This is a genomic window from Clostridium intestinale (assembly GCF_035905475.1).
Classification (GTDB): Bacteria; Bacillota; Clostridia; order Clostridiales; family Clostridiaceae; genus Clostridium_T; species Clostridium_T intestinale.
The window spans coordinates 3,724,439-3,737,616 of sequence record NZ_CP121166.1 but is presented as its reverse complement, the minus strand read 5'-3'; the positions used below and the strand labels follow the sequence as shown (position 1 = coordinate 3,737,616).

Annotated in this window: 10 protein-coding genes and 1 tRNA gene; 2 read left to right on the top strand and 9 right to left on the bottom strand. The window is 30.3% G+C overall.

The features are described 5' to 3' along the window. Nucleotides 1-38: 38 nt before the first annotated feature. The 5 genes from P8F83_RS19060 to P8F83_RS19040 all read right to left on the bottom strand — a co-directional run bounded on the left by P8F83_RS19060 (nt 39) and on the right by P8F83_RS19040 (nt 5,226). On the bottom strand, nt 39-1,223 hold the full coding sequence (locus P8F83_RS19060) for an ABC transporter permease (protein ID WP_326512284.1): 1,185 nt from the start codon (nt 1,221-1,223) through the stop codon (nt 39-41). Beyond that, nucleotides 1,186-1,908 carry an ABC transporter ATP-binding protein gene (locus tag P8F83_RS19055; protein WP_337250876.1) on the bottom strand — a complete coding sequence of 241 codons (723 nt, stop codon included), beginning with the start codon at nt 1,906-1,908 and terminating at the stop codon, nt 1,186-1,188. Before P8F83_RS19055 ends, P8F83_RS19060 begins: the two co-directional genes overlap by 38 nt. After that, nucleotides 1,898-3,016 carry an efflux RND transporter periplasmic adaptor subunit gene (locus P8F83_RS19050; protein ID WP_326512283.1) on the bottom strand — a complete coding sequence of 373 codons (1,119 nt, stop codon included), beginning with the start codon at nt 3,014-3,016 and terminating at the stop codon, nt 1,898-1,900. The genes P8F83_RS19055 and P8F83_RS19050 overlap by 11 nt, the downstream gene beginning before the upstream one ends. A 148-nt stretch (nt 3,017-3,164) precedes the next feature. After that, nucleotides 3,165-4,460 (bottom strand): sensor histidine kinase, encoded by a 1,296-nt coding sequence (locus P8F83_RS19045; RefSeq protein ID WP_326512282.1) that lies wholly within the window; start codon nt 4,458-4,460, stop codon nt 3,165-3,167. A gap of 691 nt (nt 4,461-5,151) precedes the next feature. Further along, a tRNA-Arg gene (locus P8F83_RS19040) sits at nt 5,152-5,226 on the bottom strand. A gap of 183 nt (nt 5,227-5,409) precedes the next feature. Here P8F83_RS19040 and P8F83_RS19035 point away from each other — a divergent pair. Continuing rightward, a complete protein-coding gene (locus tag P8F83_RS19035) occupies nt 5,410-6,540 on the top strand; it encodes an exosporium glycoprotein BclB-related protein (RefSeq protein WP_337250848.1) in 1,131 nt (376 codons plus the stop codon). A gap of 258 nt (nt 6,541-6,798) precedes the next feature. Here P8F83_RS19035 and P8F83_RS19030 read toward each other — a convergent pair whose 3' ends face one another. Continuing rightward, complete coding sequence (locus P8F83_RS19030) at nt 6,799-8,166, bottom strand: bifunctional glycosyltransferase family 2 protein/class I SAM-dependent methyltransferase (RefSeq protein WP_326512281.1); 1,368 nt, start codon at nt 8,164-8,166, stop codon at nt 6,799-6,801. A gap of 200 nt (nt 8,167-8,366) precedes the next feature. Between P8F83_RS19030 and P8F83_RS19025 the strand changes: the two genes are divergently transcribed. Beyond that, complete coding sequence (locus P8F83_RS19025) at nt 8,367-9,446, top strand: tetratricopeptide repeat-containing glycosyltransferase family 2 protein (RefSeq protein WP_181602005.1); 1,080 nt, start codon at nt 8,367-8,369, stop codon at nt 9,444-9,446. A gap of 45 nt (nt 9,447-9,491) precedes the next feature. Here the strand turns inward: P8F83_RS19025 and P8F83_RS19020 are convergent, their stop codons facing one another. The 3 genes from P8F83_RS19020 to P8F83_RS19010 all read right to left on the bottom strand — a co-directional run bounded on the left by P8F83_RS19020 (nt 9,492) and on the right by P8F83_RS19010 (nt 13,058). Next, entirely contained in the window at nt 9,492-10,352 is an 861-nt protein-coding gene (locus P8F83_RS19020; RefSeq protein WP_021803948.1) for a pyridoxamine kinase, read from the bottom strand. Nucleotides 10,353-10,439: 87 nt separating this feature from the next. Then, nucleotides 10,440-12,059 carry a DUF2207 domain-containing protein gene (locus P8F83_RS19015; protein WP_326512280.1) on the bottom strand — a complete coding sequence of 540 codons (1,620 nt, stop codon included), beginning with the start codon at nt 12,057-12,059 and terminating at the stop codon, nt 10,440-10,442. A 15-nt stretch (nt 12,060-12,074) separates the two neighbouring features. Next, a complete protein-coding gene (locus tag P8F83_RS19010) occupies nt 12,075-13,058 on the bottom strand; it encodes a DUF4003 family protein (protein ID WP_326512279.1) in 984 nt (327 codons plus the stop codon). Between the last annotated feature and the right edge of the window lie 120 nt (nt 13,059-13,178).

The window sequence follows — 13,178 nt, the reverse complement described above, 5'->3', positions numbered from 1 at the left end:
AATTACTTAACTACGCCAAGTAATTGCCCTTATATTTTTTACATATATATTGCTTTAATAGGATCTAGTTTCGAAGCATTGTAGGCTGGTATTATACCAAATATTATTCCAACTATAACTGATGTTAAAGTTGCCCCTATAAAACTACTTACAGTTAATACTGGGGTAAATGGTAAAAATGCTCCTACTATCCTTGATACTATATATCCAAAGCCTATTCCTATAATCCCACCTGTTCCTGTTACTATTATTGCTTCAAATAGGAATTGTAGCATAATACTCTTAGGTTTAGCCCCTATAGCTCGTCTTATTCCTATTTCTCGCTTTCTTTCTGTTACTGATACATACATTATATTCATTACGCCTATTCCACCTACGAATAATGAAATTCCAGTAACTAAGGCTATAAATGTTGTTAATCCATCTATAATTTTCTCAAAAGCTTTTGTTATAGCTTGAGGATCTTGTACCTCATAAGTTCCTTGTATGTTTGGGTGGCTACTCTTTAATTCTTTCTTTATATCTTCAAGAACTGACTCTTTATCTTCATTAGGTTTAATATAAATGTCTATTGCATTAATAGCACTCTCTGATGTCATAGACTTTTTGGCTTCTTCTGATATGTAGCTTGACCCTCCATCTAATGAGAGCATCCCAGCTTCAGCTAATGTTCCTATAACTTCATAGTTATATCCTCCTATTGTTATAGCTTTTCCCAAAGCATTTTCTGGAGAACCAAAAAGCTCCTTAGTAACATTTTTATCTAGTACTATTAATTTCTTATCTTCTTCACCATCTCTAAAGTTTCTTCCATGCTCTATATTTAACTTTTTATCTTTATATGAATTTAGCATGATAAAATTTCTTTTATCAAAATAACTTGCTTCACTAGTTATAAAATTTAATCCTGCTAGAATACCTTGAGCGGCCTCTACTTGCTGCACTCCTTGTATCCTTTGAATATTATATATATCATCTTTATTAAATGGTTCTATTAAACTTGTATCGGCTCCAATATTTTCTGCTTGAAAATACATATTTACTTTATTTGCACTTGTATCTTCTGCTGACGATAGAACCTCAGCTTTAAGCCCATTTCCTATGGAAAGTATAGTTACTACTGAACTTATTCCTATTATTATCCCTATCATGGTTAGAAATGCCCTTAGTTTATGCGATCTTAAACTATAGAGCGCTGTTTTGATTAAGCTTATTATCGACATATCCTATCCCCTTTGTTATAACCCCATCTTTTATATTTATTACTTTATTTGCATATTTAACTAAATCCTCATCATGAGTAACCATTATTATGGTTTTATTCTCTTCATTAAGCTTTTTAAGTATGTTCATTATCTCAGTGCTTGTATTACTGTCTAAGGCTCCTGTAGGTTCATCTGCAAATATTACATAGGGGTTATTTATTAGAGCTCTAGCAATTGCTATACGCTGCTGCTGACCTCCTGATAATTCTGTAGGTATCTGATTTTTTTTATTTAATAATCCAACCATGTCTAGATATTTTTCTATACTTTTATCTCTTTCCTTATGGGGTATATTTCCCTTATAAAGTAGTGGTAATTCAACATTTTGCCCTATAGTTAACGATTCTATAAGGTGGAACTGTTGAAATATAAAACCCAAATATTCATTTCTAAATTCTGATTTTTCATTTTCATTTAAGTTAGTTACATCTTTCCCATTGAATATATAATTACCACTATCAAAGCTATCTAGAAAACCAAGCAGATTTAGAAGGGTTGTCTTACCACTACCTGACTTACCCATAATCATTAAAAAATCTCCCTGTTCTATATCTAAATTTATAGATTTTAGTGCATGTAATCTATCGCCTTTTAATTTATAGTATTTATCTATATTCTTAAGCTCTATAACCTTACTCAACAGATATCCCTTCTTTCATTTCATCATTAGGATTCTCTGCTATTTCATCACCTTCTGATAAACCACTTGTAACTCTTGCTTTTTCTCCATCTTCGCTATAAGTTATAACTTGTTTAACTAATTTTTTATCTAAAACCTTGAAAACATAAGACTCTTCACCCTCTTTTAAGATTGAAGTTTTAGGTATTTCTACCCCTTTATCATCTAACTTTATGGTAGCTTGTACATGGAATCCATTAGTTAAATTTTCTTGTGAATCCAGTGTTATTATTACTTCATAGTTAGAAATATTTGCACCAGCAGTTGCTGCAGTTGCATTAGCAATGGCTATATTATTAGTTACTGGTCTGTTTCCTACTGTAGTAACTTTTCCTGTTATTTTTTTGTTTGTAGGAAGGATTATTATCTCTGCCAGTTGATTTTCTTTTAATTTAGGTTGATCCTTTTCATTAACAGTTCCTTTAATATAAAAATTAACTGATTCTATAGTTATATATGGACTCGTCATATTGTTAGACTCGCCATGTAGTATAACTCTTCCGTCTATAGGTGCATTTATACCTGCATATTCTTTATTTTTAAGTGAAGCTAATTGCTCCTCGTAAGCACTTATTTGACTGTCTATGCTTGCTGTAGATACAAGGCTACTATTTATATTTGATGTATTAGTAGCTTTATCTTCTGTTGGATTTTGACTTGCTAATAAAGCTTGATTTTTAATAGCCTCTTCTTGAGCCTTTTTTTGTGCCAAAAGCTCTTCCCTTTGTGATTTACTTGCCTTTAATTGAGAGTTAATTTGATTAATTTGTTCAGTTACCTGCTCATTTTTATAAGTAAGTAGGTTGTCTCCTTTTTTAATTACTTGTCCATCTTTGACTGAAACCTTATCTACTTTTCCTTTTGTTGCATCTAGATATATATCTTCAGTACCCTCTGGACCAATGATACCATTAACAAATACCTTTTCTCCTGATGATATTGTATAGGTGCTTATTTTACTACTTTTGGGCGTTTGCATATTTTTCTTTAATAAATAAAATCCTATACTGGTTGCCAAAATTATAACTGCTATAGCTATTAATATTATGTGGTTTTTTTTCAGTTTCTTCATTAATATCCCCCTTGTCTTATTATATGTATATTATTTTAATGTAACATATTTGTAAAATTTTGTGTTGATTATGCAGTAAACGTGCTTATTTTTGTAATAAACGTCACTTTTTAAAAAAATCTCTGAAAAATAATTCAGAGATTTTATCTTAAGTATTAGTTATTTGTAGCTCTTGTATAAAGTAATTATCTATCATTTTTGTCTCTAAAAATACATTATCATAATCATCTATTATCTTTTTTAAATTGTTTAGTCCAATACCTCTCCCTGATCCCTTTGTAGAATAATTAGGTTTAAATATTTTATTAAGAGAAATATTTTTTTCCTTATAGCTATTGGATATTACAATAATTATTGCTTTTTCTGTTTTAATAAATGCGAGCTTTAACTTAAATTCTAAACTTTCTTTAGATGCTTCAATTGCATTATCTAATAAAATTCCTAATATCCTACTTAAATCTATAATATTCATTTTTATATCATCTATATTTTCAACTACCTCTACATGAACATCTAATCCTAATTCCTGCGCTCTTATAAGCTTAGAAGAAACTATTCCTTTTATCTCGGGTATATCGATATTTTTTATTGCTCCAATTTTAAAATCCTTTTTTTGCATACTTTTACTTACAGGAATTATATTTTCATAAAAATGTCTTTCTAAACCGTCCATATCTCTATTATCTATATATCCAATCATTGATGATATTATGTTTATATAATCATGTCTAAATACTCTCATATCAGAATAAAGCTTTTCCAAACTCTCAGTATATTGTTTTAGATTCTCAAATTCCTTTTGTTTATTTCTAAATTCTAACTCCTTAGTTAAGCTTCTAATTAATACAAAAAGAATTACTCCCAGCAAAATAAAGTATGTTAAAAATAAAATTCCATTAGCTCTTAATACATCTTCATTAAAACCAGCCTTGCTACCTAGATAAATGTTTGTATAAAAAATAATTAATGTTAATAGTAAGCTTAAAACTATAAGTACTCCATACTTTCCTTTTAGATTAATATTAGTTAACTTGATTTTTTTATTTAATAAGTAGCCTATACCCTTACTTATCACTATGCATATAAAAAACTCTAGTAAGGCAACTCCTATGTTAAAATTTCCTCTAGTTACATTTATACCAAATAAGGATATATAGGTATTACTCACTATATAATCTGCAACCACTCCTATAAGCACTGCCCCTATTGGAATTATTATGCTTATCATAAGATTCTTATCATATTTATATAAAATAACTCCTGTTATTATTATCATTGGAATTATGGCTAAAAACTCTTCTATTTGAGCTACAGGTACTGCAATAAGCTCAGCAGCTAATATCATTATAAAAAGATCTTTAAGACTTAATTTGTAACTAACTAGATTTATTATTGACACATATATTAATAATACAGTTATTAAAATTTGTATGTATACGGGCATATATTCTATATTCTCCTCCATCTCTTACTTTATTCCATTATAAACCATTAGCATTCCTATCACAACTTATTTTTAACCATTAAATAGGTTATTTAATATCTTTTTAAGTGATTTGTCAATCTTTTTCTTATGTTATCTCATTTTCTCTTAGTTTTTGTAAGTAATTCGTGGAATAGCTTATATGGTAATAATACAGATAAAAAAATCGCTAAGGCGACTATGAGCTGTCGATTTTTTTTGCGCATCTGCCTTTCCAAACGAATGTGAGGAAAAACTGGCAGGCGCTCAATTTTCTTGTTTTTTATTCTTTAGGAGCTTCATGTAGCCTTCTTATATTCATATCTAATTTAAGTTATCCACAACTTTGAAATAATATAATTTCCTAAAGAATAAAAAAACCATAGGATAACGTTCAGTAAAACTGATACATTTCCTATGGCCCCTTTTCTACACATTTATTTTATAAGTGTGTATCTTAATTCTATTGTACACTAAAATAGTGTGAATATTCACTATTTTTTTGTTAAAATTCTATTTAATTTGTGTTTAATAATTATTTTCTCAATTTTTCTGTATATAATTTACTTATTTGGATTTAATGTTCGAGTTCTATTGTTATGATTTAATAGTTTAACAATCTTAATATAAATAAGCCGACTAAACTTTGAGTTTAAGTCGGCTTATTTGTTCTTGGTATCCCCAGTAGGAATCGAACCTACATTTGTCCCTTAGGAGGGGACTGTTCTATCCATTGAACTATGAGGACATAAATTACTATTAAATTCTAATACATTGTTTTCCTTATGTCAACTTTCACTATATTTATATATTAGCAATAATTAAAAAATTTCTATGTTTATTATAAAATGTGGCAAATCTCACCAAATTCCATAATCTATATATAGGAGATATTTTATTTCTAATTATATATTAGGAGGTACTTTTAAATATGGTATATAGATTAAATAATGGTTGTTGCAATAATGCTTGCTGCACACTTGTTTTTAGAGGTGCCACTAGTGCTACTGGCGCTACTGGTGCTACAGGACCTACTGGTCCTACTGGTCCTGGTATTGGGGTCACTGGTGCTACCGGTGTAACTGGCGCTACTGGTGCCACAGGACCTACTGGTAATCCTGGTATTACTGGCGCTACTGGCGCTACTGGTGTTACTGGCGTAACTGGTGCTACCGGCGCTACTGGTCCTACTGGTGATCCTGGTATTACTGGCGCTACTGGTGTTACTGGCGTAACTGGAGCTACTGGCGCTACCGGCGATACTGGTGCTACTGGAGATACTGGCGCTACTGGTGCTACTGGCGTAACTGGTGCTACTGGAGATACCGGTGCTACTGGTGCCGCTGGTCTTGCTGGTGTTACTGGCGCTACTGGTGCTACCGGCGCTACTGGTGTTACTGGAGATACTGGTGCTACTGGCGCTACTGGAGATACTGGCGTTACTGGTGCTACTGGCGCTACTGGTGTTACTGGAGATACTGGTGCTACTGGTGTTACTGGCGTTACCGGTGCTACTGGCGCTACTGGTGTTACTGGTGTTACTGGTGCTACTGCTGCAGGTGCTATAATCCCATTTGCTTCTGGTACACCTGCTGCACTTACTACTATAGCAGGTGGTTTGGTTGGTACTACTAGTATTATTGGATTTGGTTCAAATGAAACAGGTATAAGCATACTTGGTGGTACTATAGATCTAACTGGTATTAATAATTTTGCATTCTCAGCTCCTCGTGATGGAACAATTACTTCAATAGCAGCATACTTCAGTACAGCAGCTGCCTTAACTCTTGTAGGAACTACTATAACAATTACAGCTCAATTATTTAGTTCACCTACACCTGACGATACCTTTACTGCTGTTCCAGGTGCAACTGTAACTTTAGCACCAGCATTAACTGGTATAGTAGCTATAGGAGCCGTAAGTAACGGAATTACAACTGGTTTAGCTATTCCTGTAACAGCTCAGACTCGTCTTCTATTAGTATTCTCTGCAACTGCTGCTGGAGTAACACTAATAAATACAGTACTTGGATATGCAAGTGCAGGTTTAACTATCAACTAGTTATTCTATAGTTTATAATAACTATAAGAATCTAAAATAATTTAACCATGCATCCTTTTAGAAACCTATTTCTAAAAGGATGTTTTTTTATTCTATACTTATCTAAAAAAATAGACACCTTATTACTGTAGCATACCACGTAGTGGTTGCATTAAATTCATTTACTGTAAACTATACTTATCTAAAAAATAAAAAAATAGATAATATATACGTATTTTATACATGTATATTATCTATTAATTAAAAATATTCCTATTTTTAGTTTATTCTTTGAGCTTTAACAAGATATTGATATGCATCTAATTGCCATTTTAAGCTATCATCAATTAATTCAGATATTTTGTTAATAAATTCATCGTCTTGAGGAGTTCTTCCTATAAATACCTTTAGATAAAATCTATCAACATAGCCCGTATTAATAAACATTTTTTTAATTTCATTAAAAGTAAAAAATCTTAAATGTGTTCTATCTAGTAATCCAGCATCCTCATAAGTCCAGTTTCCATTTAAAAGTCCTCTTATAACACTATAATGCATAACATTTGGTATACTAGCTACTACAAAGCCATCCTTTTTTAGAAACTTCTTTAAGTCTAATAATACTTTAGAAGGATCATGTAAATGTTCTAGTACATCTCCAAATATAATATAATCAAAAAATTCCTCTTCACATTCTATTTTATCAGTTTCTATATTATATCCTAGCAGTTTAACATTTTTCCCAGCAATTTTAGCTGCATTTAAATTGTACTCTACCCCATATATATTGGCATTTTTATAAAGGTCTTTTATTCTTATTAATGTAGCTCCACAAGCACATCCAACCTCTAATACATTTATCGCCTTATCTTTTGGTGAATCTATAAGTCCTATAATGTCATTTCTAACTCCACATGAATATCCTACATCAAAACCCCACTTAGCTTTAAATTTAATACCATTAGTAGCCATTAAATGATTAAAAGCTAGTAAATCTGCACTAAAACTTAGGCTTCCATAGTGATGAATAAAGGTATCTTTACATAAAATCAATTTGTATCCTGCCTCAGTAATTCTAAAGCAATAGTCATCATCTTCATAATTCCCTGGTGAAAATCTTTCATCTAGGAGCCCTATCTTATCTACAACTTCTTTTTTTACAAGTAAACAAAATCCTATTAATATAAGTCTATGCTCCCAATTTTCACTGTTTGATTTATTATACTCTTCAGCAAACACTTTCATTTCTTCTAGATTATTATAATTTACAGCTATATTTTGAAAATTAGAACAGTTATTAGTTACTGGCCCAACTGCCCCTACACTTTCATCACTGTATAAAGCAGTAGTTAAATTCTCAAGCCAATTTTTTGTAACTACAGTATCATTATTAAGAAGTAATATATTATCTCCTGTGGCTATCTCTATCCCTTGATTACATCCTTTAGGAAATCCCTTATTATCTTCATTTAATATTGATATTATGTCCTCTTGCTCTTCTAACCACTTAGGTGTTTCGTCAGTTGAATTATTGTCTATAACGATTAATTCATATGAATCTTTTTCTGTAAATTCTCTAATACTTTCTATACATTGTTTTGTATATTCAAGTTTATTATAAGTTAATATGATTATACTAGTTTTCATTTTTTCCTCCAAAAATTTTACTTACTATATAAATTATTATTATATCTACTTACCTGTTCATGAAATTTATATTTTATATATATAAATTGTATTTTCTTAGCCTTTCATATTATTTTGGAGGAATTTACAGTGTACATTTATAGAGTAAATTCATAATATACTTTGAAAGTATTTTTATAAATTACAAAAGAGGTGCACTTATGAATGAAAAAATATCTATAAGTTTATGTATGATAGTAAAAGATGAGGCTGATGTTATTGCAAGATGTCTAAACTCCGTTCGAGATGCTTTAGATGAAATTATAATCGTTGATACTGGTTCTACAGATAACACTAAAAGTATTGTAGAAGAGCTTGGTGCTAAGGTTTATGATTTTGAATGGATTGATGATTTTGCAAAGGCTAGAAACTTTTCTTTTAGTAAGGCCACTAAAGATTATATTATGTGGTTAGATGCTGACGATATTTTATTGGAGGAAGACGTAAATAAACTTATAAATTTAAAAAGTAATTTTGACACTACTATAGATTCAGTAACTATGAACTATATTTTAGGTCAAGATGAATATGGCAATGCTACAAGCCAACTTAGGAGAAATAGACTTGTAAAAAGGAGCAACAACTTCGAGTGGATAGGGCCAGTTCACGAGTATCTATCTGTGTATGGTAATATCCATAGTGCTGATATTAACGTATATCACAAGAAACTTAAATCTAGCGGCAATAGAAACTTAAGAATTTTTGAGGCAAGAGCTTCAAGAGGAGAAGAATTTTCTCCAAGAGATACATTTTATTTTGCTAATGAGCTTTATTATAACAATCGAACTGATGAGGCTATAACTTATTATGAAAAATTTATAAATTCAAAACAAGGATGGGTTGAAGATAATAAAACAGCTTGCTCAAATATAGCTGAATGTTATGCTAAAAAGAAAGACATGGATAGCTTTATGTATTATTGCTTAAAAACATTCCAGTATGATATACCTAGAGCTGATTTTTGTTGTAAAATAGCTTATTATTTCTTTAGTAGCAATCAATTAGATCAAGCTATATTCTGGTATGACTTAGCTACAAAACTACCTGAAAACAAAGGTTCCCTTGCTTTAGTTCAAGCTAGCTATTCTACCTGGATTCCTCATATTCAATTATGTGTTTGTTATTCTAGACAAGGTAAATTTGTAGAAGCAAACCTTCATAATGAACTTGCTGCAAAATACATTCCGAATAACCAAAGTGTAATTCATAATAGAGAATACCTTGCTACACAATTAAAATAAATAAATAGAAGCCTTCTAAAAATCATACTAGAGGGCTTCTATTTATTATAGTTCTTTAGAATCTATTAAATAATAATCATCTAAAATAAGTTCTTTTAAAAACATTTCTAATGGTAATCCTTCACGTATATCTTCTACATGATGTTTACCTTCTTCTATAAGCTTATATATAAAGCTACAGGCTCTACTCACACTTTTATCAAAACTTTCCCCTTTTAGTATGTACGAAAGCATTATAGATGCAAAGGTGTCACCAGTTCCTGGAAATGATATGTTTATATGCTGGGTCTCAACCTTATAAAATTTATTTAAATCTTTGTCATAAGCCAAAGTAAATACATTCTCGTTACCAAAAACTTTTACAGATGTTAATACTACTTTTTTAGGACCTAATTCTGCCAAGTTAATTAAAATTTCTTTCCAATATAATAAATCTTCTTTTTCTTTATATTCTTTACCCAATATCATTAAAGCTTCTGTTACATTAGGAGTTACTATGTCTGCATGGGATACTAGATCTTTCATTTCTAATACCATTTCATTTGTTATTGATGAGTATAGTTCTCCATCATCTCCCATTACAGGGTCAATTAATACTATATTATCTTTAGTTTTAAAGTATTCTATAAACTCTTTTATTATTTTTGCTTGTTTGGGAGAACCTAAATATCCAGAATATATACAATCAAAACTCAAATTTAACTTCTTCCAATGATTTATATGCTCCTCCATATATTCAGTTAAATCTCTTACAGCAATATCCTTATACCCGCCTGTATGAGTAGACAACACAGCAGTTGGTACAGCACACACTTGAATTGCCATAGAAGATAATATAGGTACAATTGTATTTAAAGAAGCTTTTCCAAATCCACACAAATCATGAACAGCTGCAACTCTTTTCATATCCTACTCCTCCAAAGAAAATAGTGGATAATAACACATATATCCACTATTAAAATATATATTAAATTATATCACAGTTAAGAGATTTTAGAAGGCACTACTTCCCCCTCCGCCACCAAAGCCTCCTCCTCCACTTCCACCGGAGAAGTTACTTGTGGAACTGCTACTATCTGAGCTAGAGAAATTGTGGTTAAAATTATCATGATAACTACTTGCATAGAAATACATAAATCCATAGTTATACATAGGATTATATGAATCATAATAATTTGAATCTTCTTTTATAAAATCTTGTACATCCTCAAATATATCTAAAGCTATTGCATAAGGTAATATTCTGCTCCATATGTTTAAGTCCTTTAAATCATCAACATCATTTAAATTAGTAAAGTATCTCTCAAAAGCTCTCCACTTAAGTCTTTCATCCTCATACTCATTTGTTAATATCTGCTTTCCTAAAATATTTGTGTAGAAATTAAGATTTTTAGCATCTATATCAACTACATTTTCCCAGCTTGAGTACTCTTCTCTAAAGCTTTCACTTTTAGATACCTTTTGCAATTTTGAAAGTTTAACCTTCCCATTTTTCATATATCCTTTTAACCAGCCTATTAAATACTTTTCACTATCTAAAAGATAAGCCGAGCTATGATTTTCATCTATTGATATAGAGACATCTTCATAATCATCTTCACTGTAATTCCCCTCAAATTTTATTATTCCTTTGTTTGAGAGGTATAATATCGTAGCTAGGAAATCATTTATATCTATTCTTCCATTTACTAATATAGATACTAATGCAGGAGTTAAATCTGATGGTATATCTTCATATAGGTTTCCATTAAAAAACACATAATCTTCCCTATATTTATCTATTGCTTTTTTTCTACGCTTGTTACTTAAATATAAAGGAATAGTTATTAAAAGTACTGCTATTGATATTCCTGAAGCTATAACAACTGTGGTAATTGTTTTTTGTTTTTTAGCCTCTTTAGAGTATTCATCATAGGTTTTATCTACTACTTTAGAAGTATTAATCCACGTTGATGGAAATAATACCGAAGCTCCTATAACGTCATTATCCTCCATATCATTTAAAGTAAGTCTTATATATTTATTGTCAATATTTCTTAATTCTCCTCTTTTGGGACCCTCTCCACTATAAGTAACCTCTTTGGTGATCTCATTAGGAAGAGTCAAAAATACAGTAATATTATCTATTTTTACATCATCTTCATTCTCAAAAAACACCCATTTAAGCTCTGATAAATCACTATAACTGGTTACTACATTTTTTAAAGTGTACCTTATCTTAAACACTTTTTCTTCATCTTGGCTTTGGCTAAATATTTTTACTTCAGTTTCACTACTTGATTTATTTAACTGAAAAGTATTGTTGTTTTCGCTATTACTTTCATTTATAAATTCATCCTTGTTATTATTTACTATGGATACCTTAACATCCTCAACCCCATCAGAACCTTTAGTTTTTACGTTTCTTTTTATCCCATTAAACTTTCCTGTAAAATTGTATCTGTAGGTTTCTTCAATATTCATATTACCTTTATCATCGACTTTAGCTTCTATATTTATATTTGAAATATAATATTCCTTGGATGCTGCCCAAGTATTACTTGGACTTAGAAAAATAAAAAATCCTATAATCCCTAATATAAAAATAGCCATACTTCTACTAATAACTCTCATAAAAACCTCCTTAATTTATGATGATGATGCAGCGGCTGAAGCGGCTGCTGCAGATGCGGCTGCCATCATAGCCTGTTGCTGAGCAACTGCAATTAGCTGCATTGTTAACCCTGATGATATATCCATAAGTTTATTTTTTTCATCTGTATATATACTTGTAACTAAAATAGAGCTAAACATTGTTTTTATATGTGCCTGCACCCCATATTTATAACCTTTTGCATTTTTTATATCATCATATACTTCTAGTATTTCATTACAAATCTCTGAGTAATCATCAACGATTAAAGCAACTACTGCTATGGAAGCTAGATTATAACTATTAACTTTAACCCTTAATTGCTTTAACTTAACTACTATCTGATTAAACAGTTCTACCCTAAACTCATAGTCATCTCTCAGTGATAGAATATGAGATACTGTCTGAAGTCCATTGCTCCTACTATATCCAATACTGTGTAATTTATAATATATATATTCTATTTTATCGCAAGTTCCTTTTACATCTAAATCTGTACATCCTAATAATGCCGCATATACATAGTCATCCTTAGATGTCAAAAATACATGATTATCTTTCATATCTTCATAAAATAATCTAGCTCTTTGAATATTTTCGTCCATGTTTTCTTTATTAGAATTCTTCAAAAATGTGTATGCTATCATTGAACTATATTCATAAGAGGCTATTCCATTTTCTTTAAGTTTAATTGTCATTTCTTCTATCTCTTTAAAGGTAGTTTTATAATCTTCCTCAAAAGATAAAAGTAACGACATTAAAGATAAACTATTCCCTCTAAATTTCGAGAAAAAGCCCGTATTATCTTTAATATAAGTTTTTATTTCTTTAATTTTTTCTGTATCTGCCCTCTTACCTTTGCTAGCATAACTTAGTGCTATAAAATGATTAAATATAGCCATGTCCCATTTAAATTCTTTTTTAGCTTCACTATAATTATCTTTTAGTAATTCTAATTTTTCTTGTAACTCTACTCTCACAAATTCTCACTCCATTTTATAAGTTATAAATTAACTCTTTATAAGTTTTATAATATCACCAGTCTTATCTCTTGTCAATATTTTACCATAAATAAAAAGAACACTCCATTGAGTGCTCTT

Excerpts from the sequence above, each read along its gene's own strand:
- P8F83_RS19060 (WP_326512284.1), bottom strand. The coding sequence starts at position 1,223 with ATGTCGATAATAAGCTTAATCAAAACAGCGCTCTATAGTTTAAGATCG.
- P8F83_RS19050 (WP_326512283.1), bottom strand. The coding sequence starts at position 3,016 with ATGAAGAAACTGAAAAAAAACCACATAATATTAATAGCTATAGCAGTT.
- P8F83_RS19045 (WP_326512282.1), bottom strand. The coding sequence starts at position 4,460 with ATGCCCGTATACATACAAATTTTAATAACTGTATTATTAATATATGTG.
- P8F83_RS19035 (WP_337250848.1), top strand. The coding sequence starts at position 5,410 with ATGGTATATAGATTAAATAATGGTTGTTGCAATAATGCTTGCTGCACA.
- P8F83_RS19030 (WP_326512281.1), bottom strand. The coding sequence starts at position 8,166 with ATGAAAACTAGTATAATCATATTAACTTATAATAAACTTGAATATACA.
- P8F83_RS19025 (WP_181602005.1), top strand. The coding sequence starts at position 8,367 with ATGAATGAAAAAATATCTATAAGTTTATGTATGATAGTAAAAGATGAG.
- P8F83_RS19020 (WP_021803948.1), bottom strand. The coding sequence starts at position 10,352 with ATGAAAAGAGTTGCAGCTGTTCATGATTTGTGTGGATTTGGAAAAGCT.
- P8F83_RS19015 (WP_326512280.1), bottom strand. The coding sequence starts at position 12,059 with ATGAGAGTTATTAGTAGAAGTATGGCTATTTTTATATTAGGGATTATA.